Source organism: Kangiella marina, assembly GCF_039541235.1.
Taxonomy (GTDB): Bacteria; Pseudomonadota; Gammaproteobacteria; order Enterobacterales; family Kangiellaceae; genus Kangiella; species Kangiella marina.
Genome location: NZ_BAABFV010000001.1, coordinates 918,085 through 941,668, shown reverse-complemented (window position 1 = coordinate 941,668; position 23,584 = coordinate 918,085). Strand labels below are relative to the sequence as shown.

General features: G+C 45.3%; 21 protein-coding genes. 9 read left to right on the top strand and 12 right to left on the bottom strand.

Features of this window, described 5'->3' with window-relative positions; all coding sequences use genetic code 11:
* Positions 1-41: 41 nt before the first annotated feature.
* Genes ABD943_RS04085 through plsY form a run of 3 tightly spaced genes read right to left on the bottom strand, consistent with a single transcriptional unit; the run spans position 42 to position 2,688 of the window.
* The gene (locus ABD943_RS04085; protein WP_345291903.1) at positions 42-866 is read right to left on the bottom strand and encodes a hypothetical protein; all 825 of its coding nucleotides are present in this window, start codon (positions 864-866) and stop codon (positions 42-44) included.
* Entirely contained in the window at positions 866-2,065 is a 1,200-nt protein-coding gene (locus ABD943_RS04080; RefSeq protein ID WP_345291902.1) for a Bcr/CflA family multidrug efflux MFS transporter, read from the bottom strand. Before ABD943_RS04080 ends, ABD943_RS04085 begins: the two co-directional genes overlap by 1 nt.
* Positions 2,062-2,688 carry a glycerol-3-phosphate 1-O-acyltransferase PlsY gene (gene plsY, locus ABD943_RS04075; RefSeq protein WP_345291901.1) on the bottom strand — a complete coding sequence of 209 codons (627 nt, stop codon included), beginning with the start codon at positions 2,686-2,688 and terminating at the stop codon, positions 2,062-2,064. Before plsY ends, ABD943_RS04080 begins: the two co-directional genes overlap by 4 nt.
* A 198-nt stretch (positions 2,689-2,886) precedes the next feature.
* Between plsY and folB the strand changes: the two genes are divergently transcribed.
* The 6 genes from folB (at position 2,887) to ABD943_RS04045 (ending at position 7,195) form a co-directional block, all read left to right on the top strand.
* Positions 2,887-3,246 carry a dihydroneopterin aldolase gene (gene folB, locus ABD943_RS04070; RefSeq protein WP_345291900.1) on the top strand — a complete coding sequence of 120 codons (360 nt, stop codon included), beginning with the start codon at positions 2,887-2,889 and terminating at the stop codon, positions 3,244-3,246.
* A gap of 12 nt (positions 3,247-3,258) precedes the next feature.
* A complete protein-coding gene (gene folK, locus ABD943_RS04065) occupies positions 3,259-3,759 on the top strand; it encodes a 2-amino-4-hydroxy-6-hydroxymethyldihydropteridine diphosphokinase (protein ID WP_345291899.1) in 501 nt (166 codons plus the stop codon).
* Positions 3,756-4,469, top strand: a complete 714-nt coding sequence (locus tag ABD943_RS04060) for an SDR family oxidoreductase (RefSeq protein WP_345291898.1) — start codon at positions 3,756-3,758, stop codon at positions 4,467-4,469. The genes folK and ABD943_RS04060 overlap by 4 nt, the downstream gene beginning before the upstream one ends.
* Complete coding sequence (locus tag ABD943_RS04055; RefSeq protein WP_345291897.1) at positions 4,469-5,704, top strand: class I SAM-dependent methyltransferase; 1,236 nt, start codon at positions 4,469-4,471, stop codon at positions 5,702-5,704. The genes ABD943_RS04060 and ABD943_RS04055 overlap by 1 nt, the downstream gene beginning before the upstream one ends.
* Complete coding sequence (locus ABD943_RS04050; RefSeq protein WP_345291896.1) at positions 5,701-5,961, top strand: hypothetical protein; 261 nt, start codon at positions 5,701-5,703, stop codon at positions 5,959-5,961. The genes ABD943_RS04055 and ABD943_RS04050 overlap by 4 nt, the downstream gene beginning before the upstream one ends.
* A 412-nt stretch (positions 5,962-6,373) precedes the next feature.
* Entirely contained in the window at positions 6,374-7,195 is an 822-nt protein-coding gene (locus ABD943_RS04045) for an undecaprenyl-diphosphate phosphatase (RefSeq protein ID WP_345291895.1), read from the top strand.
* A gap of 31 nt (positions 7,196-7,226) precedes the next feature.
* Here ABD943_RS04045 and ABD943_RS04040 read toward each other — a convergent pair whose 3' ends face one another.
* The gene (locus ABD943_RS04040; protein ID WP_345291894.1) at positions 7,227-8,462 is read right to left on the bottom strand and encodes a multifunctional CCA addition/repair protein; all 1,236 of its coding nucleotides are present in this window, start codon (positions 8,460-8,462) and stop codon (positions 7,227-7,229) included.
* Between the two features lie 3 nt (positions 8,463-8,465).
* Positions 8,466-8,930, bottom strand: coding sequence for a DUF4124 domain-containing protein (locus tag ABD943_RS04035; protein WP_345291893.1), 465 nt, complete (start codon positions 8,928-8,930; stop codon positions 8,466-8,468).
* Positions 8,931-9,030: 100 nt separating this feature from the next.
* Between ABD943_RS04035 and ABD943_RS04030 the strand changes: the two genes are divergently transcribed.
* Both ABD943_RS04030 and ABD943_RS04025 read left to right on the top strand, forming a co-directional pair.
* Positions 9,031-10,737, top strand: a complete 1,707-nt coding sequence (locus ABD943_RS04030) for an ExeA family protein (protein WP_345291892.1) — start codon at positions 9,031-9,033, stop codon at positions 10,735-10,737.
* Complete coding sequence (locus tag ABD943_RS04025) at positions 10,737-11,453, top strand: general secretion pathway protein GspB (RefSeq protein WP_345291891.1); 717 nt, start codon at positions 10,737-10,739, stop codon at positions 11,451-11,453. The genes ABD943_RS04030 and ABD943_RS04025 overlap by 1 nt, the downstream gene beginning before the upstream one ends.
* On the opposite strand, the gene rsmF is transcribed toward ABD943_RS04025, so the two are convergent.
* The 5 genes from rsmF to ABD943_RS04000 all read right to left on the bottom strand — a co-directional run bounded on the left by rsmF (position 11,450) and on the right by ABD943_RS04000 (position 19,159).
* Positions 11,450-12,922, bottom strand: a complete 1,473-nt coding sequence (gene rsmF / locus ABD943_RS04020; protein ID WP_345291890.1) for a 16S rRNA (cytosine(1407)-C(5))-methyltransferase RsmF — start codon at positions 12,920-12,922, stop codon at positions 11,450-11,452. The two genes, ABD943_RS04025 and rsmF, sit on opposite strands and share 4 nt — an antisense overlap.
* Positions 12,923-12,997: 75 nt before the next feature.
* A complete protein-coding gene (gene putA / locus ABD943_RS04015; RefSeq protein WP_345291889.1) occupies positions 12,998-16,204 on the bottom strand; it encodes a bifunctional proline dehydrogenase/L-glutamate gamma-semialdehyde dehydrogenase PutA in 3,207 nt (1,068 codons plus the stop codon).
* Between the two features lie 34 nt (positions 16,205-16,238).
* Positions 16,239-16,847: a TIGR04211 family SH3 domain-containing protein gene (locus ABD943_RS04010; protein ID WP_345291888.1), complete on the bottom strand. Its 609-nt coding sequence runs from the start codon at positions 16,845-16,847 to the stop codon at positions 16,239-16,241.
* Positions 16,848-17,161: 314 nt separating this feature from the next.
* A complete protein-coding gene (locus ABD943_RS04005) occupies positions 17,162-18,409 on the bottom strand; it encodes an inorganic phosphate transporter (RefSeq protein ID WP_345292688.1) in 1,248 nt (415 codons plus the stop codon).
* A 75-nt stretch (positions 18,410-18,484) separates the two neighbouring features.
* Positions 18,485-19,159: a TIGR00153 family protein gene (locus tag ABD943_RS04000; RefSeq protein ID WP_345291887.1), complete on the bottom strand. Its 675-nt coding sequence runs from the start codon at positions 19,157-19,159 to the stop codon at positions 18,485-18,487.
* A 245-nt stretch (positions 19,160-19,404) separates the two neighbouring features.
* Between ABD943_RS04000 and ABD943_RS03995 the strand changes: the two genes are divergently transcribed.
* The gene (locus ABD943_RS03995; protein WP_345291886.1) at positions 19,405-20,934 is read left to right on the top strand and encodes a CYTH and CHAD domain-containing protein; all 1,530 of its coding nucleotides are present in this window, start codon (positions 19,405-19,407) and stop codon (positions 20,932-20,934) included.
* Between the two features lie 24 nt (positions 20,935-20,958).
* On the opposite strand, the gene ABD943_RS03990 is transcribed toward ABD943_RS03995, so the two are convergent.
* Positions 20,959-22,926, bottom strand: coding sequence for a M48 family metallopeptidase (locus ABD943_RS03990; RefSeq protein WP_345291885.1), 1,968 nt, complete (start codon positions 22,924-22,926; stop codon positions 20,959-20,961).
* 9 nt (positions 22,927-22,935) lie between these two features.
* Complete coding sequence (locus ABD943_RS03985; RefSeq protein WP_345291884.1) at positions 22,936-23,523, bottom strand: LemA family protein; 588 nt, start codon at positions 23,521-23,523, stop codon at positions 22,936-22,938.
* Positions 23,524-23,584: the final 61 nt, after the last annotated feature.

Sequence of the window (23,584 nt, the reverse complement as noted above, 5' to 3'; positions counted from 1 at the left end):
ACTATTTGATAAAGAATATTCCAGGCTGAAGAAGTTGTGACTTATTTATTTTCCTGAGACTCAATATGGTCAAACATACTGGTCATCATTTGTTCAATTTTTTTATTGTTTTCATTTAATTGCTCGATATGTTTTGGTATGTCTGTTGAAATGAAAATTTCACCACGTATACAGGCTAATACTTTTACGAATGACTCTGAGTGCTCCTTATGTTTTTGATAGGCTTTAATATAAAAGTCTCTTTTATTCTCATTTAATGCTTTCCAAGCAAGATCTCTATTTGTCGCAGCGACATCTAGTTGCTCTTGATTAAAATGCAGGCTTTGAGTAAGGGTTTCCCAAGTTTCAGGTGTCATTTTATTTTCTTCGTTGAGTTGTTTTATAGTTTCTAAGAGCCTGTTTACTTCATTTTCGTATCTTTTGTAGGTTTGTTCGCTAATGTTTTTGTGGGTTAAGCTATTTTGGACTGTACTGCTCTCTAGTAAAAGGTCGAAGTACGACTTCATATATTTTAGTAAGAAATCTTGCGTAGCAAACATAGTTTCATCTGAAGCAACCATATATACTCTATAAATAGAACGAAAAAAATCATTTAGACGATGGCTTGGGTTTTCTTGAGCTAAATTTATATCTCCTAAAGCAGTAAGTTGACTTTGCGTTGCATATAGCTCCTCGATGGCTTTCAAGTAGACATCTTTTTTCATATTTAAACTTTGCTGCTTATCTGCACTTTTAGCTTCATGCTTAAGTTTGTTGCTATGAGTTTTGTATTGGATTACCCCAGCTATGATTACACCTGTTAATGTTATTAGAGCGCCTATTAGTGCTGCCAAGATGGTGGGGTTTGCCTCAAATAAACTTTGCATTATCTACATTCTCCATTAGTTTGCTTCTGGACATTCAATATTTGCATCAATAAAACCAAAACAACCGAGCCCAGCACCAGCCACGCAAAATTACTCGGTGTGTCGTCGAACAGTAGGGCGAGTAGTGGGCCGGCGAGGGCACCTGAGCCGAAGCGGAGGGTGCCAATAACTGCTGTGGCGGTGCCACTTTTTTCGGCGAAGGTGTTGAGTACAAGCGCGTCGGAGTTGGTAGTGATAAAAGCGAGTGAGCCGAGCAGCAAGAAAATGGAGGCCGCTGTGGCGTACAGGCCTAAATCAAGTTGCAACACGGTGAAGAAAATTGTGCCGGTAAACAGTGCGTAGACTGAACCGAAGCGTAGCAGCTTACGCGAGCCAAAACGTTCGACAATGCGGCTATTGACGATGTTGCTGACGAAGAGGCCGATAACATTAATAGCGAAAAGAATACTGAAAGATTTCTCGCTGGCACCAAAGTGCGTGATGTAAAGGTATGAAATCGAGGTTAAGTAACAGAAAAACGCAAAAGTCGCGAACATGGAAGTGAAAATATCCAAGCGCACGGTTTTGTTTGTGAAAACGGATTTGTAATTATTGGCAAACTCTCTGAGCCATTGTCGGTTTTTCTTCTTGGGCATACTGCTCGGCAGTTTCCACAGCACCAGCGCGAGAATTAACATGGCATAAACGGCTAATACTAAAAATATGCTTCGCCAGCCAGTAAAGTGGAGAATAAAACTGCCGATAGTCGGCGCAATCATCGGTGCGATCATCATGATCATACTGACGTAAGACAAGCCTTTAGCCGTATGTTTACCGTACATGTCACGGATTACGCCGGGTACGACCACGGTTGCGCCGCTACTAATGGCTGCTTGGAAAAAGCGTAAGGTCAGGAAGCCTTCAATGGATTTTGAAAACGCTAGGGCTACTGAAAAAACAGCAAACCCCAACAGACCAATGATAACCACGCGACGACGGCCAATACGATCCGCAATAGGCCCAAAAAACAGCATGCCTAATGCGTATCCAGCCATGTAAATACTCAGTGAGTTTTGAACCGCCGTTGGCGTGGTGGAAAATTCTTTGGCAATGGTCGGCATCGCCGGCAGGTACATATCAATCGCCAGCGGTGAGATAGCGACGATAGACGCCAAAAGCGGCAGTAGCCGCAGAGGATTCTTAATGTGGGCTTTGCTCATTCGTTGACCTTAGGCGGTTCTTTCCTGTCCGACATTTTCTTGTCGGTAATTTTTCGCTCAGTACCGTGCCATAAGTTTTTGATGTTTTGGCGGTGACGCCAGGTCAGTATTAAAAACATGGCGAAAAGCGGGAAGAAGTACCTATGATCCATGTAGAAGCCAAAGGCTGCAACAGCAAAACTGGATAGTAGAGATGCAAGAGACGAATAGCGGCTGAAGAAAGCAGTAACGGCCCAAGTGACAACGCAGAAGGCCAATAATAGAGGCGATAAGGCAACCAGCGCACCGAAATAGGTCGCCATGCCTTTGCCACCTTTGAAATTGAAGTACAGCGGGTAAAGGTGGCCGATGAAAGCCATAAAGCCGACCCAGCCAAGATTCCGGTTGTGCAGATCTAAAGCATAGCCTATCAAGATAGGGATAATGGCTTTGAGCATATCGCCGAGAAGGGTGAATAAGGCTGCTTTTTTTCCACCGAGTCTGAGGACGTTAGTCGCGCCCGGATTGTGCGAGCCAAAGTCCCGGGGATCGGGTAGTTGCATAATACGACAGACAATAACGGCACTGGATATCGAGCCTGTCAGATAAGCTAATATCCATAACCCTACAACGTCCCACTCCATGAGTTATTCTATTCCCTTGTCTGTAAATATTACTTTGTGTGCCATCGAAGACATGCAACTCCATCTTGTCAGTGTTTAAGCAGAACTCTGTCTAAGTCCGCTATTAAGTGTAGTTTATACAAAAAATTACGCTATTGATAACAAATTGGCTGGAATTTGATATTCTAACGAGCTATTAACACGAATTTAGAGAAAAGCGTGGATATTGTTTTTATTGAAGATTTAAAAGTCGATACGGTCATTGGGATTTATGACTGGGAGCGACAAATTCGCCAAACCATTAGTATTGACTTAGAAATGGCGCATGACATTCGCCCGGCTGCCGAAGAAGATACCATCGATAAGTGTCTCGACTATAAGTCTGTGGCAAAGCGAATCATCAGCTTTGTTGAAGAGTCTGAATTCCAACTGGTGGAAACGTTGGCTGAAAAAATAGCGCAGATTATTCAAACGGAGTTCAATGTCCCCTGGTTAAAATTAAAATTGAGTAAACCGGGTGCGGTTCGTGGTTCAAAGAATGTCGGCGTTTTAATCGAACGTGGTACTAAGGCTGCTTAGAGTAAATGTGTTATGCCAAAAATTTATATCAGCATTGGCAGTAATCAAGATGCGGAGCGACAAATTCGCTTTGGGTTAATGCAGTTGAAGTATTATTTTTCAAACGTTGCCGTTTCTAAAGTGTATGAGAGTGAAGCAGTCGGTTTTGATGGCGATAATTTTTTAAACTTGGTGGCATCAGCGGATACTCAGCTGACGATTTCACAGGTCGATCAAGCCTTTAAGCAGATTGAAAAAGAGGCTGGCCGTGTTCGTGGCGAGGCTAAATTCAGTAACCGAACCTTGGACATCGACTTATTGCTGTACGATAACTTGGTTTGCGATACGCCGATAAAACTGCCGCGTGGAGAAGTATTGCATCATGCGTTTGTATTACTACCACTGGCAGAAATAGCACCTCAACTCAAACATCCTATACAACAAAAAACGTACCAGCAGTTGTGGCAAGACTTTGATAAAAGGGATGAACAGCAGCTATGGCCAATAAACTTTGATTGGGATACATCACAATGACTAGACGTACTGCTTTAATTACTGGGAGCGCAATCCGTGTTGGTAAAGCCATCGCCGTAGCACTGGCAGAACAGGGTTTTGATATTGCATTGCATTATAATCAGTCCTCCCAAGAAGCCGTGAAAACTGCTGAAGCGGTTAGAAAATTTGGTGTTGATGCGACCTTGTATCAAGCCAATCTGAGTCAGCCTGAACAGTGCCGTGACTTGATTGGACGAGTGTTTAAAGAGAATGATTTATCGGTGCTGGTGAATAGCGCAGCCGTTTTCCCTGAAACTGACTCTATTATGGAGGGGCTCGCGGATTGGGATGCTGTGATGGGGCTGAACTTAAGAGCGCCCTTGGAGTTGTCAAAAGCGTTCGTGGATAACACGCCTTTATCCGGCCATATTATTAATATCCTTGATGCAAGGATAAATCGCCCAGCGGGTGACCATTTAGTGTACCGCTTATCCAAAGCGGGCTTATGGCATTTAACCGAGTCGTTGGCGCAGGAGTTAGCACCGAATATACAAGTTAATGGTTTGGCACTAGGGGCCATTATGGCGCCACCGGGAGCGAGCCAAGATCATTTTGAGCGTATGGCCGAAAAGATCCCCTTGGCTCGAACCGGCACGCCCAAAGCCATTGGTGATGCGGTTGCCTTTCTGGTCGCGCAAGAGTTTATCACTGGCGTGGTTCTACCCATCGATGGTGGTGAGTTTTTGTAATGTCCGTTGAACCAGCTGCACTGCCCGACTTCTGCCGAAACTTTGATGATTATCTGAAGCTATTGGAGCAACAGTCTCGCGCTCTGGAAGTGCCAGCTCCTGAATCAGCTGCAGCTGAAATCAGTTTTCAGTTAGCACAAAAGATCGCTGAATATATTTACTTTAAAGGCAAAATGCCATTCTCAGAGTTTATGCATCAAGCGCTCTATTCGCCGGGCCTAGGCTATTACAGCGCTGGTAGTCACAAGTTAGGAGCCGCCGGTGATTTTGTGACCGCGCCAGAAATCTCGCCCATGTTTGGTCAAACGATCGCAAAAAGTTTGCAGCAGGCGTGGCGCAGTACTGAACCTAAAGTTCTCGAATTAGGCGCAGGCTCGGGCAAGTTGATGTGCGACATTCTCAAGCAGTGTCAACAAGACAAGATGCTTCCTGATACTTACTATATCCTTGAGGTTTCGGCCGATTTAAAGCAACGACAACAGCGCCTGCTCAACGAGCGTTTGCCAGAACTCAGCACCAAGGTTGTTTGGTTGGACAGGTTACCGAAAAACTTCGAAGGCGTTGTCTTGGCCAATGAAGTTGCCGATGCCATCCCTGTTGAGTTGTTGATGCAAACGGAGCAAGGGCTAACCCAAGGTTTTGTCGGGCAAACCGAGCAAGGCTTTAAGCTTGAGTTTCAAGTCAATGACTTTAGCCAAGGGTGGCAGAAACGACATGCAAACGTCTGTGCAGACTGGAGAGAAGGCTATCTTGCTGAGAGTTGTGAACACCGGAGAGACTGGCTAAAAGGTTTGCTGGCTGAGGTTGAGCAGGGCATTGTGTTATTGATTGATTATGGTTTTGAAGAAGAAGAGCTCTACTCGCCTTACCGACCACAGGGTTCTTTGCAGTGCTATTACCGTCAAAAGAAGCACTCTATGCCCTTGGCTTTGCTTGGTTTGCAAGATATCACCAGTTCCGTCAACTTTACTCAGCTGGCGCAAACCGCACTGGATTCGGATGCCGTCGTACTTGGCTTTACCACTCAAGCGGAGTTTCTGACTCAAAGCGGGATTGAGCAGTTTGTGGCGCAGGTAGAAGATTCTGATACAATGTCGAGCCTATCGGTAGCGCAACAGCTACAAACATTATTGATGCCAAACGAGATGGGGCAAAGCATTAAGGTTTTAGGCTTGTCCAAAAACTTTAATGGCTCACTGTCAGGTTTTGCTTCCCTTGGAATGAATAAGGTATGAAGAAACTAATTTTTGCAGGTTTTTTAGGACTGTTCTCGCCACTAGCCTTCGGTGCTGCTGCTGGCAAAGACGATAGTTGGTATTGGTTGCTAGCGCTTGCCGTAGTGATTTCGATTTGTTTATCGACCTTTCTGGTTTGGCGCAGCAAAAAACTTAATACCTTTACTTTAAAGGCTGTCGGATTCGGGGCTTGGTTTTGGTTTATTATTTTTATTGAGGTTATGATTTACGGTTTCTATGTAGGTCTCACTAAGTAAATCAGTACACATGCCTTTTTTATTTTATACTGTGTTAAAAATGTACTCGAATTCGTCATTTATAAATAATAAACTCCTCATCTCCGTGCATTTTTGCCTTGTCTAAAATAAAAAATCCTATGTGTTTGTTAAAGCACAGGCTTTCAGGCAAGTTATTGGCCCCTTTGGAGTTAGCTGAAAGAATTAAAGGTTATCATGCAAATTGGGCAGGAAGCCCAATTTAGGCAAGACGAAACAGGATGTTTCGTTTGGCGGCATGTTTTTAACCTTTAATGAGTGAAGGGAGTCGAAGACCTAACGACAGGGGCGTCTTTTCTTTTCGCCCTTTTCTTTGCCCCGCAGGGATTCCCGGTGGTCAGACGCAAAGAAAAGGGTAAGGAATTATCAATATAAACAATACAGAGTAATAAATATGGATTGGCTTCAGGCGGTATTTTTAGCATTAATTCAGGGGTTAACTGAGTTTTTGCCGATTTCGAGTTCGGCGCATTTGATTTTGACGTCGAAGGTGTTGGGTTGGCAGGATCAAGGGTTGGCGTTTGATGTTGCGGTGCATGTGGGTACTTTGACGGCGGTGATGATTTATTTCCGTAAAGAAATTGTGGAGATGGTTGTTGCTTGGTTTGGTTCGGTAACGGGGAAGGGATCGAGTCCAAATTCTCGCTTGGCGTGGGCGGTGATTTGGGGAACCATTCCTGTTGGTCTTTTTGGTTTATTCCTTGAGGCTTTCGATATTGTTGATAATTATTTGCGCTCGATTCCTGTTATTGCGGCGACCACGATTATTTTCGGTTTGTTGCTGGGCTATGCTGAAACTCAATATAACGGCAAGAAACGTCGCGATTTTAAGAATGAATATGACTTACGTTTGCGTGATGTTTTCGCTATTGGTATGGCACAGGCATTGGCTCTTATCCCGGGGACGTCTCGCTCGGGAATTACCATGACTGCTGCGGCGATGTTGGGTTTTTCAAGAACCGCAGCCGCACGTTATTCGTTCTTACTATCCATCCCAGCGATCCTGCTTCCGGGCGGATTAAAGGGGTATCAGCTAGTCGAAGAAGGTGCGAAGTTTGATTGGAGCTTTTTGATTCTCGGCATTATTGTTTCAGCCGTCAGTGCTTTTGCCTGTATCCACTTTTTCTTGAAGTGGCTTGAGAAAATTGGCTTTATGCCTTTCGTTTGGTATCGATTGGCCCTGGGTATTGGTTTGCTGATACTCTTTTATAGTTAAGATATGGTTTACAGTTAATAGAAAAAGCGGCTTATTGAGCCGCTTTTTCTTTTTCTAGGACTGACTTTATGCGGCGAATCCGCTCTCGTTCAATCGCGTCGCCCAGTTTTGCTCCTTCATAACCCCTTTCGATGAGCGGTTGTGCGTCAATTTTATTCGAGGCTGTGTAGCACTGATGCAATAGCGCTTTCTGCGGGTAGGGCTTATCTTCTAAGCCTAGTCGTCCGTTAAAGTCAGCTTCGCAAGCGAGTGAAAACTGTTCAAGAATGGCTTCTTTTTTATAAGCGCCGATAGACTTTAAAACTTTGTGTACGGTCTTTGCTCTTAACTCAAACATCTTGTGGCTGTGGAGGTGAAAGCGCGATACGTGAACCGCTAAGTTTTCATAATCTTTAGGCGCTTTTATGCGCCGACAGAGATTTTTGATTAAAGGTACGCCAGCTTCTTCATGCCCACGGTGTTGTGGCCATTGATCTTTGGGCGTGACACCTTTTCCGAGATCGTGAACCGCTGCAGCAAAGCGTACGCAGACGTCCTCAGTTTTTCGAGCCGCTTGCTCAAGTACCATCATGGTGTGAACGCCGGTATCTATTTCTGGGTGCCACTTTTCAGGGTTAGGAATCCCCCAAAGCTGGTCAATCTCAGGGAAAAGCACCTTTAAAGCGCCACACTCTCGAAGAACCTCAAAGTAAACCTGTGGTGATTTTGTTGAAAGGGCTTTGTGAGTCTCTACCCATACACGTTCAGCAGTTAAGTATTCCAGCTCGCCTTGATTGGAAAGCTCGGTCATCAGAGAGAGAGTTTCTGGTGCAACGCTGAAGCCGAGGTGGTGAAAGCGGGCAGCGAAGCGGGCGACCCGAAGAACACGCAATGGGTCTTCTGCAAAGGCAGGCGATATGTGGCGCAAAACCTTATTATTAAGATCCTCCTGACCTTGGTAGGGATCAAATAGGGTGCCGGTTTCATCTTGTGCGATAGCGTTTATGGTTAAGTCGCGCCGCTCAAGATCCTGCTCCAGAGTTATGTCAGAGGAAAAATCGACATCAAAACCTTTGTAGCCACGCCCCGACTTTCTTTCTGTGCGTGCCAGTGCGTATTCATCGCCTGTTTCTGGGTGTAGGAACACGGGGAAGTCTTTGCCAACTTCCTTAAAACCTTGCTGCTTCATCTGCGCAGGAGAGCTTCCTACCACCACATAGTCGTGATCGACAACCGTTAAGCCAAGCAGCTTATCGCGTACCGCGCCCCCAACAAGGTAAATATCCATAAATTAGCTACAAACCTGAGTATTTGGATTCTTAGCCATACAGTGTAACAGGGTATTGAGTTTTGGATCAGCCTTGTGACAATTCTCCAATGTCACTATGGTCTTTAATTCCTCCAGGGCGGTCAGTTTTTCTGCAAACTGCATGTCGTTGATGTTACCCTGTGACAACTCTTTTTCGATGCTCCGCTTATGGTTGGAGTAATTGCTGTTAAAGTTGTCGACGGCTCTCTGGCAGTCATTATTACTCAACACTTGAGTTTTGACCGGTCTTGGCATTTTGATCACGTTCATATTGTTTAAATCTTGCTGACTGGCCTTGATGTGCTTGTCTTTAGGCGGTTTGTCAGAGTAGTGGGTATTCCCCTCTTTATCGACCCACTTGTAGATTTTTGCCGGAGCTTCGAATACCGCCAAGCACAACATTAATAAAAATAATATTCGGCTGGCTGTAAGCCATCGAGTTGTCATAGTAATTGTACCCATTGAGGCTTTGTCATATATTACTCATAATAAGCAAAGCCTCAAATTTAGACAATATGTGTTCGCGCACAATGTGAGCCACTTATTTATGTATAACGATTTTTTTGGACTAAAAAGTACACCTTTTACCATTGCACCGGATCCTCGCTTTTTATTTATGAGCGAGCGTCATCGTGATGCATTGGCCCATTTGTTGTACGGCATTGGTTCAGGTGGCGGCTTTGTGATGCTGACCGGGGAGGTTGGTACTGGCAAAACAACGGTCTGTCGATGTTTACTCGAGCAACTCTCCAGTGATGTTCGTTTAGCCTATATTCTGAACCCAAAATTGAATGCGATTGAGCTGATGGCAACGATGTGTGATGAGCTGGGCATTCACTATCAAGAGGGTGAGCAAAGCTTAAAAGCCTTTACTGATCGTTTACGGGATTATTTGTTGGAGAATCATGAGAAGGGCTTAAAGACCGTTCTGATGATTGATGAGGCGCAAAACCTCAGCGTTGAAGTGATGGAGCAGATCCGTTTATTGACCAACTTGGAAACCAACGATAAGAAGCTGCTACAAATTATTCTGATTGGCCAACCGGAGCTGCAAGAGCTTTTGGCTAAGAAGGAATTGCGTCAATTAGCACAACGAATCACTGCGCGTTACCACCTTAGACCGTTAAACTTGAATGAAACCGCTTCGTATATAGAGCACAGGTTACGCATTGCCGGCTTACAGCGCCCGCTTTTTAAACCTGCCGCGGTAAAGCGCATTCATCAAGCCAGCGGCGGCATACCGCGTTTGATCAATGTGATTTCTGATAGAGCACTTTTAGGAACATTTGTTGAGAAAAAAAATGTCGTAACCGAGCCTATCGTAAAAAGAGCAATTCCAGAAGTGCTCGGGGATAGCCATCTGTTAGAGAGTCCTAGACGTCCTAAACGCTGGTGGTTTGGTATTGCAGCTACAGCTTTATTGCTTAGCTTAGGCTACCTCGTGATTACCCAATACCCACAAGTTATTAAAGCGCAAACTGTTGACGCATCGGCTCAAAATACTCCAAGCGAGGTTGCGAAGCAGCAAGAACCTGTAGAAGAGAAAAGCAACCAACCTCAAAATACTCAACAAGAGACAATCCAAGCCACCAGTGAACCTCAGTCAAACGATGAGCTGGCACAAGAGTTGTGGGGCGACCAAAGCTGGGATCGTAAAGGTTTAGTTTCGGCCAGAAATTTATTCGCCATCTGGGGCGTGAGTTATTATCCGTACCAATCACCAGAGCCATGTGAGTTAGCCTATAATTACAACCTGAGCTGTGACAGTGGCGTCGCAGACTGGAGTTATATCAAGCAGCTTAACCGACCGCTGAATTTAAAGTTTTCGACCAAAGAGTCCGGCGAATTTTGGGGAACACTGAAATCGATTGAGGGTGAGCGTTTGGTACTGCAGTTTGGTGATAACGAAGTAAAAATGTTGCAGAAGGACTTAAACCCGCTGTGGCAAGGAGAATACCATCTATTCTGGAAAATGCCGGACGGATTTGTTGAGCACACCAAAGTTGGTGATAGTGGACCGGCTGTGAGGTGGTTAACGGATGCGATTTACGACATTGATAATATTAATTTAACACCAACGGATCGTTTTTCGAAAGAAGTTGAAGACTGGTTAATGTTATTTCAAATTGAAAGTGGTTTAGTTGCCGATGGCATTTTAGGTAAGCATTCTGTGATTATGATTAATAATAAAGTCGTAACCAACATTCCGAAGCTTGTATCACAGGTAAAAAATATGCAGCAGGGGGAGCGTTGATGTCTTATATTCTCGATGCGCTCAAAAAGAATAAATCCGGTGATGAAAAAAGTGACGTTCCTGATTTGTCTAGTGAGCACGCTTATCAAGAGTTTGAGGAAGAAAAAAGCTTAACTCGATGGGTTTGGCCGTTGGTCGTTATGATTTTGGTGCTGACCATTGGCGTGTTGGTCTTTATGCTACTGAATCCTTCTGCGTCACATATTTCACAGCAATGGACCCAAAGTTCGCCTTCTAGCGTAGCGACTGACGCTAACCATTCGGCACAAGAATCGCCAAGTGTAACAGCGTTGACGACGGAGACTGAACAACAATCGAACTCGAAAGTGAGTGCCAACACTCCAGTTAACAATAGTTCACCGCAAATAATCTCCAAACCGTTAGAAGTGGCAGAGCCTGTGGTGCAAAAAGTTCAGCGTTCGACGATGACAAGACCTCCCCGCCGTAACGAAAAGCAAGCAGCGACTCCAGTCGAGTCTTCTGGCTCGGTGCAAATCACGAAAGCAGATTTACCATCTTTGATCTATACCACGCACATTTATGCAACGCAGCCGAAAGATCGTTTTGTGATGCTGAATGGACGTGCTTACGCTGAAGGCGATACCATCAGCAAGGACTTTAAAATTAAAGAAATTTTAGAGAATGATCTGGTGGTGATTTATAAAGGGCAAGAGTTTGTGTTACCAAATTTAGAAGACGTTAACGTCGATAACTAGCGAGCATGGTCACTCAACTCTGAAAAGGCCTTATCTCTAACCAGTTCCCTAGGTAAGTTGTTTTTGAGCTTATTACCCAAATGTTTGGCTAAGCCGAGAGGGTTTTGCTGATACGTTACGATCACTTCTTTGTGTTTCGGTGGTTCTTCGGGGGCAGGTAGAAAAATATCTTTCCCTTGGTAATACTCGCTCGCTTGTTGAGCCGTTAACTCAACGATCTGTTGAGTGAAGTGGTGGCCTAAAGTGGTTATGGCTTGATGCTGGATTTTAGGTCCGTGTTTGTTTAATTCTAATAACTTCACGCCGAAACGGTTAAGCTTTAAGCGTTGATTAAGCGCTGGAATTTCTTTTCCTATCAGCCATATCTCTTGCGTGTTTGCTTTGCCTTTTTTAACCCATAACTCATCTTGCAGCGGCGCTAAGTCCCAACCAAAAATATTGAAGTATGGGACTATCATTTCCAACTGTTTAGCGGATGGCTTGGTCAGATGTGTAAATTTAGAAGCCGGTTCTGCTGGTTCTTTTTCAACAGACTTACCGAGCTTTTCAAATGACGCAACAAAGAAGCCTTCGCAATCAAAAATGCTAGGGTAGACTTGTAAGTAACCTTCTTCAGTAATCGCTTGATCAGCGTTTGTAAACAAAGTGTTGAGCGGCTTGACGGTAACTTGCTCTGGGTAAGTCATTAAGAGGTGTTTGCACACGTCCTGATTTTCTTCTCTGGATAAAGTACAGGTCGAGTACACCAGACGTCCGCCTGGCTTGAGGGCTTTAAAGGCGCTGACGATGAGCTCTTTTTGGAGTTCCGACATCGAGCGCACGTTGTTAATATCCCAGTTGGCCAAAGCTTGCTCATCTTTTCGAACGGTGCCTTCGCCACCGCAAGGGGCGTCTAGCAAAATGGCGTCGAAAAACTCCGGTGTTTGTTGACCAAACTGACGTCCATCGGCATGTCTGAGTGCAGTATTTTCAAGGCCGCACCTTTGGATGTTGTAATACAGGCCTTTCAAGCGAGTGGACGATAATTCGTTAGCCACAATTAACCCTTGGTTGTGAGTTAACGAGGCCAATTGTGTGGTTTTGGAACCGGGTGCTGCAGCCATATCCAGGAATTTTGAATGGTCATTGACTTCAAGATCATGCAGCAAGGCTTTAACCGGCAGCATTGAGCTGGCTTCTTGTATGTAACATTGACCTTGGAGGTGAGGTAGCCAGTTGCCGATATTGTCTGGAAGAGGTTGCGTTGACTCATCAACCCAAAAACCTTCATCACACCAGGGTATCGGCAGTAAAGAGTAACCTGCTTTCTCAAACTGATCACGCAGTTCAGAGGTGGTGGTTTTTAAGAGGTTAGCACGAACACTTTTGCGCAAGGGGCGCTGACAAGCAGCTAACAATTCCTCCAGGCTAATATGCTGAGGAAGTTGTTTTTCAATATGCTCAATAAAATGTTGTGAAATTTGTGCCATGGTTCGATTGTTGTACGCTGATACAAAAAAGGCACAGACGAACTGTGCCTTTTATTGATTTTATCACAGGCCTCATTAAGAGTCTTTTTGCAAGAACTCCGGTGACACATCTTCATCACCCAACGATAACAAGGTGGCGTTACCACCAATTGCCGCTGTGTTATTGGTGCGTGTATGCTCAGTCGCGAAGCGGTACAAGTAGAAAGGACCACCAGCTTTAGGGCCAGTACCTGATAAGCCTTGACCACCAAACGGTTGCACACCCACGGTCGCACCAATCATGTTACGGTTAATATAGACATTACCCACTCGTGCGCGCTTGTCGATGTACATCGCCGTTGCTTCGTTACGAGAGTGAACACCTAAGGTTAAACCGAAACCATAGTCATTGATTTGGTCGATGACTTTATCCAAGTTTTTCGCTTTGTAGCGCACAATATGAACGATAGGACCGAACCACTCTTGGTCAAGATCGTTGATATGATCAATTTCAAATGCGACCGGTGAGAGGAAGCTACCGTGCCCCTCTAGACCTTCAGGCATAGGCGTTTCAGAAATCAATTTGCCTGCTGCTTTTAATTCCTCAATATGGCCTTGCAACTCTTCGCGTGCAGCCATATCAATCACAGGGCCGACGTCAGTGGATAAGTCCGTTGGGTTTCCAAGGCGAAGCTCTTGCATCGCACCCGAAAGCACTTCGATAATTTTGTCAGCAATTTCTTCCTGTAAATACAACACGCGAAGGGCTGAACAGCGTTGACCGGCGCTGGTAAACGCTGAGTGAATGACGTCTTCAACGACCTGCTCTGGTAGCGCTGAGCTATCGACGATCATCGCGTTTTGACCACCCGTTTCCGCAATCAGTGGTGACAACATGCCATCACGAGTCGCTAAGGTGCGGTTAATGGTGTGTGCTGTGGTTGTTGAACCAGTAAAGGCAACACCCGCAACGCGGTCATCCGACAGTACAACTTTACCTAACACAGAGCCGCGAATGGGTACGAACTGTAAGACGCTGCCAGGAATACCGGCTTCGTGCATGATCTGCACTGCACGATATGCAACCAACGTGGTTTGATCCGCTGGCTTAGCGATTACCGTGTTACCCGCGACTAAAGCGGCAGCAACTTGACCGATGAAAATGGCAAGCGGGAAGTTCCATGGACTGATACAAGCGAACACACCACGCCCTTGTAAGTAAAGGCTGTTACTTTCGCCCGTTGGGCCTGGTAAGTGTATCTCGTGACCAAACTGATTACGTGCGTTGTAAGCGTAGTAACGGCAAAAATCAATCGCTTCACGAACTTCATCGATACCGTCCTGAAGACTCTTACCACCATCACGGCTACACAAGGCAATCAATTCGTGCTTATGAGCTTCTAAAGCGTCCGCCACTTTATCCAGCAATGCAGAACGCTGCTGTACAGGCGTCACATCCCATGCGATAAAGTTCTCATGGGCCACTGTTAACGCCTTCAGTGCTTGTTCTTCAGTGGCTTTATGAACCGTACCGACGGTATGGCTATGGTCATAAGGGCAAATGACCTGCTCTTCGTCGCTGGTATACTCTTGACCATCAATGATTGGCTTTGCATGCCACTGGTTATCTAAGAAATGTTTGACCTGGTTCATAAAAGGCTCTATCTCACTATGAATATGTAAATTAGTACCACTCGAATTTATACGCTCTTCGCCAAAATCTTGATACAGCTGAGGCGGAAGCGGGATTCGATCATTATGCAAAGTTTCAAAACTTTTTAGGACTTCGCTTGGGTGCTCAACTAACTCTGCAATCGGAGTTTTCTCATCGACCAGCTGGTGAACGAATGAGGTGTTGGCACCATTTTCAAGCAAGCGTCTCACAAGGTACGGTAATAAGTCTTTATGGTTTCCGACAGGCGCATAAATACGGCAGCTGATGTCTGGGTATTGATTGAGAATTAAGTCATACAACGACTCACCCATACCGTGCAAGCGCTGAAACTCAAAGTTCCGGTTGCTGCCCGCAATGTCCAGAATGCTGTAAACGGTTTGCGCATTGTGGGTAGCGAACTGAGGGTAGAAAGTACCGTCAGTGGTTAATAAATACTTGGCACAGGCTAAATAGGAAACATCAGTACCACATTTACGGGTGAAGACTGGGTAGTTTGAATAACCGCCTTGTTGCGACCATTTGACTTCCTGATCCCAGTAAGCACCTTTGACTAAGCGAAGCGGAATACGACGGCCATGCTTGGTGGACAACGCATTTAACCAACCGAGTACCGGTAAAGCGCGTTTCGAATAGGCCTGTACCACCATACCGAAACCTTCCCAGCCATCACAAACCGCTGAGTCATACACTGCCTCGAAAACGTCTAGAGACAGTTCCAGACGGTCCGCTTCTTCAGCATCAATAGTCACTGCTACATCAAGGTTGCGTGCCTGCTCAACGAGTTTTTTAACCGTTTCAACCATCTCGCTCAACACGCGATCACGTTGACCTTCTTCGTACCGAGGGTGTAACGCCGAGAGCTTGATTGAGATGCTAGGGGCTTTCACGCCATCTTGTGTTTTAACCGCACCAATTTCATTGATGGCATTACTGTAGGCTTCGTAATAGCGCTTGGCATCATGTGCGGTGTAAGCTGCTTCACCGAGCATATCAAAAGAATGGGTATATCCTTTTTGAACGCTTTTCGAGCCACGCTTTAAGGCTTCTTTAATGGTGCGCCCAAGAACGAATTGTCGGCCCATGATACGCATTGCTTGGTTCATGGCTTGACGAATCACAGGCTCACCGAACTTGGCGATTAAGCCGTGAATCATGTTGTCAGGTTTACCATCGCCGTCTTTATCCGTATCAACAATCTTACCCGTTAACATGAGGCCCCAAGTCGAGGCATTCACAAGGTAAGATCCGCTTTGTCCAGTATGTTTCTCCCAGTCAGCGGCAGTTAGCTTGTCACGGATAAGGTTGTTCGCCACACGCGCATCAGGAATACGCAATAAAGCTTCAGCTAAGCACATCAGGATAATGCCTTCTTTAGTGCTTAAACTGTATTGCTGAAGGAATGCTTCAACGCCGTCTTTAGAGCGTTCGTCTTTGCGAATAGCCGCTACCAGATCGCTGGCTTGACGAGTGATTTTTTCAATGACGTCCTTATCAGGTGTGGCTAGCGCCAGCAGCTCATTCAGATAATCTGATTCATCGACTGCATAATTTTGGGTGATCAATCCCTGCCATTCGTCCAGCGACAGGTGCTTATAATTATCTGAAAATATATGACTAGCTCTTAACATTCTTTTTAATACCTAAACCATAAACCTGTAAACCTTAACGCCAGCCTGAGCTTTGACGTTTCTTTCGACTGAATCTTGATAATACCCAACTCAGGAACATACCAAACAACAACACCAGTGCGCCAGCGTAGAACACATCTTTGTGGAAACGGTCTTTTTGTAAAGCCGCTTGCTGGCTAAGGATGTTTCTTTCATTCTCAAGCTCAGAAACTTGTTGCTGCAAGTTGTTATTCAGTTGAATAATATTGTCTTTATCAGCGATATCTTGTGCTAGCTCTTCAACCTGTTGTTTAAGTTGAGAGTTTTCTTCTAGCAGTTGCTGGTATTTCGCACGGACCGTAGGCTCATCAGTGATGTAGTCGCTCTGAATCCAGCCGGTATCACCGTTAGCAACGCGGACTTCGCTACTATCGTTGGCAGTGTCACTTTGTAAGATAGTAATTGGCGTGCCCGCTGAAATTTTGCCGATCACACGGTAGCGGTTAGTTGGGCCGCTGCGCAGCACAACGCCAATATCATCCGATACATAATAATTAACGGGTGTGTCAGGGCTACTTGGAGTTGTTTCATCGGCTGCATAAACCCGATCAACGGGTAACACAGAAGTGAAGAATAAAGCCCATAAAGTCAGGATACGTCGCATAATAATCCTGGTCTGGTTAAACGGTTTGATGGGCAAGTATATGGAGGTTTTTATGCCCAAGCAACCTGAAAATTCGCGTTTCAAGCCTTTTGTATCATAGAACCGTCCAGCCTTACAATTAAAGCCCTGCTTTTCCGCTATAAACGCCGTCAACCAAAGTCATCCGACGACTTTGGGCTAAGTTGTGAGTTGGTGTGCAAATGGGGGAACGCGGGTTCTGTCGTCATTTATGGAATAAAAGTAGTCGGCATAAAAAAAGTGCCCACCGAGGTGAGCACTTTTTGATGCTAAAGCTAAGGTCATACTCTATAAACTTAAGAGAACATGGCCTTAAATATATAGAAGAATATGATCGATAGAATCGCGCCTGCTGGCAAGGTCACTACCCAAGAAACAAAGATGTTTCTAACCACACCGAGGTTAAGTGCAGCGATACCACGAGCCATACCAACACCTAATACCGCGCCGACTAAGGTTTGCGTGGTCGAGATAGGTAAGCCTGCGCCACTGGCGATAATTACGGTAGACGCTGCCGCTAGCTCAGCAGCGAAACCACGGCTTGGCGTTAAGTGCGTGATTTTCTGACCAATCGTAGCCATAACGCGGCTACCAAGAACAATCAAGCCAATCACGATACCAATCGCACCAACCAATAGGATTCGAGGATCAACAGCGGCTTTGGCACCAATTTCACCACCGTTTTGGATAACGCTAACGATTGCGGCTAGAGGACCAATAGCGTTCGCAACATCGTTAGAACCGTGGGCAAATGCCATACCACAAGCGGTAACGATCATAAGCACCGCGAATACCTTCTCAACGCTGGCGAATTGATATTCTTTGTTCTCTTTCTTGTCAACTTTAATGCGACTGATAAAGAGAGCACCAATTACCGCGATAATCAAACCGACACCGGCAGCGATTAAGTAAATCTCAAGCATGCTCAGCTCAATGCTCTTATCTTTAAAGACGTGCTTTAAGCCTTTCATGATGGTTACTAGTGCAATCACAAAACCAGCTAGGAACATGTAGAAAGGTACATAACGCTTGGCTCTTTGGAATGGATCTTCGGTATTGAGAATCAGCTTTTGAACGCTGAGAACAATGAGGAAGGCAATCACACCAGCTAGGAGAGGAGTGATAATCCAGCTACCAACGATTGAGCCTACTTTGCCCCAGCTCACAGCATCAAAGGCAACACCAACCGCAGCGAAACCGACGATAGCACCGACGATTGAGTGGGTGGTTGATACCGGCCAGCCAAGTTTAGATGCGATTAAGAGCCAAATACCAGCCGCTAACAGAGCAGCCATCATACCGAAGACCAGTAATTCAGGTTGTCCCTCGAAGTAACTGGAATCGATCATGCCTTTGCGGATGGTTTTAGTGACTTCACCACCGGCTAAGTAAGCGCCTGCAAACTCAAAGATCGCTGCAACAATAATCGCTTGTTTTAAAGTCAGTGCTTTTGCCCCTACGGACGTCCCCATTGCGTTAGCAACGTCATTAGCACCGATACCGAATGCCATGAGGAAGCCGAATGCTACGGCAATCCATATCATGGTGTCTGCATTTTGTAATAAAAAATCCAAAAGTTCCCCCTACCTGAACTTGGTTTATTAAATAAGGTTTATCAGTTAACGCGCGATAGTCATTTCTAGACGAGAGCCGACGCTTTGAGCGCTGTCAGCAAGGTCGCCAATATAGCGAATGACTTTGTACATGAACATGACAGCAACCGGAGGAAGCTCTTCCTCTTGCTCGAAAATTTTGAATAACAGCGCTCTTTGCAGATCGTCTGTATCGTTTTCGATAAGGTCTAGTTGCTCAATAAGCTCCTCAACTAACGTTGCCTCACGGCCACGGAAACCTGTCGCTAAAAGCTCATCAAGCTCGTTGATGGCTTTATAAGCTTGCTTTGAAGCATCGATAGAGCGCTGAATTAAGCCTAAAAGATCAGCGTGAACGTTTTCTGGGAAAGTCATTTTACGAGCAAAAACGACGCCAGAGATATCGCGAGCGATATTAGCAATTTTGTCTTGTTTACTGAGAAGCGATAATAAATCGGTACGAGCTACCGGCAAGAAAAGCCCCTTTGGAAGGTGCATTCGTAAGTCATGCTTTAAGTCGTCGGCATCGTTCTCAAGCTGGCGAATCTCATCTTTTAGTTTTTCTGCTTCTTGCCATTCCTGCGCAAGTGTCGCCTTAAAAAATGGAATTAACTGTTTAGCGCATTGGTGCACCTTGCCCATGTGATCCTGCATCGGGCGAATCGGTGATGACGCAAACATATCGAGTATCGAATTGGCCATATCTACCCCAGAAAGGTTAATCATTAGTGAAATTTAATGCCACATTATAGTGAAGATGGACTGGACTGGCTACAACAATAAAAGTGAGGGTTTTACAGAGTAGCGATAAAAGTGTAGACGGCTAGAGGCCTTATCGTCTATTTGTTTGTTTAGCTACACAGTAGGCGTGCCCTAATTTTGGTTTGGCAAGAAAGAATTAGCGCTGTAAACTGAGGCCATGAGTTTGCTATTAAGCACAATAACCAATGTCGATTGAAGTAGAATTAAAGCTATCAGCAAGCGCCGATAAAATACGCCAAGTTAAAACGTGGTTAAAGGACGTGGGACACCCCGAGGACAGCTCTGCAGAGTTGGAGTGGGAGCAAAAATGCCTCAGTAACACCTATTACGATACTAAGAACCACAGACTTAGAGCGACTGATATCGGTCTGAGAATTCGCAAAGATGATCAACGTTTTATCCAGTCAGTGAAGTCAGCTGGGCGGGTGGTTGGTGGTTTATACCAGCGTAATGAGTCGGAGCATGACATACCTGAACATAAGCTTCAGCTGGAACTGGTTGATGAGCCATACCTAATCATCTTGCTGGAGGAAGCTGAAGAGGAAGATGGCCCTCTGGCTCCTATTTTTACCACTAACTTTACTCGAGATGTGGTGACGATTGATTATGAAGGGGCTTCTGTCGAAATAGCTCTGGATCAAGGTCAGATCCACTGTGTCGGCTCTGATGTCGAAGATACTTCTCAAGACTTGTGTGAAGTTGAGTTGGAGTTAAAAGACGGTGATGCGAGTGTTTTATTTGATCTAGGCCAGAAGCTGATAGAGCAGTTTGATTTGGTTCTGGACAGTGAGAGTAAAGCTGAGCGTGGTTATCGCTTGTGCCATTCTGCGCCAGAATACACTAAATATCTCGATCTGGTGAATCTAACCTCTAAAACCTCTGCTGAAGCTGCCTTTGAAAGTGTTGCTCATAAAGGGCTAGGACATTGGCAGTACCATATTAAGAAGATCAAGCGTGAAGCCAGTCTTGACGCAGTGCTGCAGTTAAACCGAGCTTTAATGTTTATGCAAACGATGTACTCAGTTTTTGCCGCAGTCATTCCTCGCCACAGCCTGATTCATCTACGAAAAGATTGGCGTGAAATTACTAAGAATTTTTCTAGGCTGTTTACTATTGCTGAAGAAATTAACTGGTTAAAAAATAGTAAGCTATATGGTTTTCACTATGAAGAGTTAGTGCCTCAGGAAGAGGCCTTAGAGAAAGCCTTTGTTGAAGAGCATCAAGTGTTCGTCGATTACTTGATGACGCCGTCGTATAACCTCCGACTGTTACGTTTTTCACGCTGGCTTTACCTAAAAGAGTGGCGCGAAACTATCGGTGAGGCCAATGCGGAGAAGATCCAGAAAAAAGAAGTGTACCCGTACGCGACTAAGCAATTGCAGCATTTATTGCGTGATATGAAGCGTCACTTATCCGATAAAGTGACCTTGAGTAAGCAGGATTACATTAATTACTTACCGAAAATGACGCGCACCTTGGATATTGGCTTGTTCTTTGGCTGCCTGTTTGATGACCGCGCGCGACGTGAATACCGTCGTGGTTGGGCTGACATTGTGGCAAATATCCAGCTGTTACAGCAGCTGATCTATTTGGAAAACGCATTGGAAGCCGAAGGCGTCGAAGATCCTTTAATCGATGACACAGAAACGGAAACGCTAGTGGTGCTTAAAGGTATGCGCGAAGAAGCGCTAGCAAGAAATCCGTATTGGAATTAAAGTCATCAAGCTCAGAGCACTACCTTACTGCTTTGAGCTTAGTGAACTTGCTGCTTCTTTTTGTATGTTTTCAATCATCGGTGGGATAGGGCAATCCAAACACTCCGCAATCGCACGTAATAATTCAATTTCTTGATGTTCGATGACGCCATCGTGCTCAATCGCTTCTTCAAGACCATTCAGCAACGGCTTTTTCAGCATCGGGGATAAGCGACGGAGTTTGTTGAGGGCTTGGTGGAAAGCTTCGGCGTCAAAGTTTTTCTCTAGAAGTGATAATTGGTTTGAGCTAAAGCCATCGAATACCTGATGGAATACCTTTTCTTTAGTAGCTTGATCTTGGCCGCTTGCATGGATGACTGCTGATAATAAAACCTGCAACTCTTTTTCAACTTTGCTAAAGCGCATAATGGACTTTTGGCTTTGTTGACCGGAGCCTATTAAATGCTTATGAATTAAGCAATAAAGCACATATTCAAACTGGCTAACATGGCGATCTTGATGGATTAATTTGCGCAGTAAACTAAAGAACTGTTCGCGTTCACTTTTGGATAAACGACGTAAGCTTGGAATGGCTAAGTCCAGAATGGCCAAGCGCAGCTGGCGTTGCTCTTTAGTAATGTGAGCGGCGAGTTCTAATATTTTTTCACTGCTTTTGTCGCCATAGACGTTTTCGATTAATTGTAATGAGGAGTCGTCAACTTGGCCATGATCGCTCAATAGCAACGCGAAAGCCAAGTGCATGGCGTGGCTACTGGAGTGATGGCCATGAGCGGCGTTGGTGATGATGGCGGGTAACGCCATCAGTAATTCGCCAGCAGCATGTAAGTGCATGGTGGTCGGTTTACCAACGGTGTCCGCTAAGCCACCGATATCAAAGCCTTTATCTGCTTCTCCAGCTTCGGCTTTTGCCTGGTGGCGTTCCATATCACGAATTTTTTGTTCAGCCTTGCGCTCTGCTTCTTGATCTTTTTGCTCTTTGAACTGTCTCCAGTTGGGCATGATGGCAGACAGTCGCTTTTCAATCGGAGGATGAGTTGCAAGACTATTAAAACTCAGCTTTATTGGCTCAGAGATACACATGTGGCTGGTTTCTTCCGCGTGAGAATTATTGAGAAGCGAACCTTGGCGAGAAATTTTAATAAAAGCACCGGCTAGACCTTCGTTGTCACGGGCATATTGGATGGCTGAGGCATCCGCTAAAAACTCCCGCTGGCGTGAAATGGCCGCTTTAATCAGTCGCCCAAAAAAGAGTCCAATCGATCCAATAATGTAAACCGATAAGCCGATTAATAAAATCGCGACCACAAAACCACCGCTTTCTTTACTGCTGCGCGTTGAGCCTCCATAACGGAAGGCGCGCATCATAAAGTAACCGGCTTGTCCTAAAATCAAAATACCGGCGAGAATACTGATCAAACGGACGTTAATCTTCATGTCGGCGTTGAAAATGTGGCTGAACTCATGCGCCACGACTCCTTGTAGCTCTTGGCGAGAGAGTTGTTCAAGCGCACCACGCGTCACCACCATGACGGTATCAGCGCTTTCAATACCCGCGACAAAGGCGTTAATCGCATCTTCTTGATCCATGACGTAAACGGTTGGTACCGAGGTGCCAGAAGCAATCGACATCTCTTCGACCACATTCAATAGACGGCGCTCAAGCAGATCGTTAGTGTCGGGTAAAATTTCACGGCCATTAACCATGCGAGCGACCGCTTTACCGCCATCCGCCAGCGTAATCCAACGGTAGAGGCTACCGAGTATAATCAACCCAATCGAGCCGAAAGTAATGTAATAGAACCAACTTTCGTTCAGCCACTGGACGAAGGAGATACCTTGGCTGTCGCCATTAGAAGCATAACCGCTGGCGTTAAATATTCCCCAGAGGGCGAAATTTAAGGCGACAACGATCAGTACGACAGCGCAAAGAAAGTAAAAGACCAGCAGCTTGGTCTTGCGCCGAGCTGCTGCTTGATGCTCAAAGAAATCCATATCAGCAGTTTAGTCGAAGGATACCTTAACTGCTTCGCGAACTTGTTCATCTTCAACCTCGAACAGTTCCGCTTCTTTAAAGCCAAAAGGATTAGCAATAAAGTTATTAGGCACTTGCTCGCGGTAGGTGTTGTACTCCATCACAGAGTCATTGTAAGCCTGACGAGCAAACGCGATTTTGTTCTCAGTTGTGCTCAGCTCTTCCATCAGCTGTTCCATGGTTTGGTTGGCTTTCAAGTCCGGGTAAGCTTCTGATAGTGCAAATAAACGTCCTAGCGCTCCAGTTAACTGGCCTTCTGCTTGGTTTAAATGTTTAATGGCATCAGGATCATCAGGGTTAGCCGCGGCCGCTTGATTCGCTGAAACAGCGCTGTTTCGGGCGCTGATAACGGCTTCAAGGGTTTCTTTTTCGTGCTTCATGTAGCCTTTCGCGGTTTCAACCAGATTCGGGATCAGGTCATATCGACGGTTCAGCTGAACATCAATTTGTGCAAAGGCATTTTTAAAACGGTTACGCAGTGTAACGAGCTTGTTATAAATGGTGACAAAGAACAGCACCAGGGCGGCGATGACCGCTAATGTAATTATTGTGCCCATAATCAGAGAGACTCCTTTTCCAAGTTAATCAATTAATCCTAGCAGTGAAGCATAATGTAAA

Coding starts and splice junctions, on each gene's coding strand:
- ABD943_RS04060 (WP_345291898.1), top strand. CDS start 3,756: ATGACTAGACGTACTGCTTTAATTACTGGGAGCGCAATCCGTGTTGGT.
- folK (WP_345291899.1), top strand. CDS start 3,259: ATGCCAAAAATTTATATCAGCATTGGCAGTAATCAAGATGCGGAGCGA.
- ABD943_RS03990 (WP_345291885.1), bottom strand. CDS start 22,926: ATGGATTTCTTTGAGCATCAAGCAGCAGCTCGGCGCAAGACCAAGCTG.
- ABD943_RS04000 (WP_345291887.1), bottom strand. CDS start 19,159: ATGGCCAATTCGATACTCGATATGTTTGCGTCATCACCGATTCGCCCG.
- ABD943_RS03995 (WP_345291886.1), top strand. CDS start 19,405: ATGTCGATTGAAGTAGAATTAAAGCTATCAGCAAGCGCCGATAAAATA.
- ABD943_RS03985 (WP_345291884.1), bottom strand. CDS start 23,523: ATGGGCACAATAATTACATTAGCGGTCATCGCCGCCCTGGTGCTGTTC.
- ABD943_RS04005 (WP_345292688.1), bottom strand. CDS start 18,409: ATGATATGGATTGCCGTAGCATTCGGCTTCCTCATGGCATTCGGTATC.
- ABD943_RS04035 (WP_345291893.1), bottom strand. CDS start 8,930: ATGACAACTCGATGGCTTACAGCCAGCCGAATATTATTTTTATTAATG.
- plsY (WP_345291901.1), bottom strand. CDS start 2,688: ATGGAGTGGGACGTTGTAGGGTTATGGATATTAGCTTATCTGACAGGC.
- ABD943_RS04055 (WP_345291897.1), top strand. CDS start 4,469: ATGTCCGTTGAACCAGCTGCACTGCCCGACTTCTGCCGAAACTTTGAT.
- ABD943_RS04085 (WP_345291903.1), bottom strand. CDS start 866: ATGCAAAGTTTATTTGAGGCAAACCCCACCATCTTGGCAGCACTAATA.
- putA (WP_345291889.1), bottom strand. CDS start 16,204: ATGTTAAGAGCTAGTCATATATTTTCAGATAATTATAAGCACCTGTCG.
- ABD943_RS04040 (WP_345291894.1), bottom strand. CDS start 8,462: ATGGATATTTACCTTGTTGGGGGCGCGGTACGCGATAAGCTGCTTGGC.
- ABD943_RS04025 (WP_345291891.1), top strand. CDS start 10,737: ATGTCTTATATTCTCGATGCGCTCAAAAAGAATAAATCCGGTGATGAA.
- rsmF (WP_345291890.1), bottom strand. CDS start 12,922: ATGGCACAAATTTCACAACATTTTATTGAGCATATTGAAAAACAACTT.
- ABD943_RS04080 (WP_345291902.1), bottom strand. CDS start 2,065: ATGAGCAAAGCCCACATTAAGAATCCTCTGCGGCTACTGCCGCTTTTG.
- ABD943_RS04050 (WP_345291896.1), top strand. CDS start 5,701: ATGAAGAAACTAATTTTTGCAGGTTTTTTAGGACTGTTCTCGCCACTA.
- ABD943_RS04045 (WP_345291895.1), top strand. CDS start 6,374: ATGGATTGGCTTCAGGCGGTATTTTTAGCATTAATTCAGGGGTTAACT.
- ABD943_RS04030 (WP_345291892.1), top strand. CDS start 9,031: ATGTATAACGATTTTTTTGGACTAAAAAGTACACCTTTTACCATTGCA.
- ABD943_RS04010 (WP_345291888.1), bottom strand. CDS start 16,847: ATGCGACGTATCCTGACTTTATGGGCTTTATTCTTCACTTCTGTGTTA.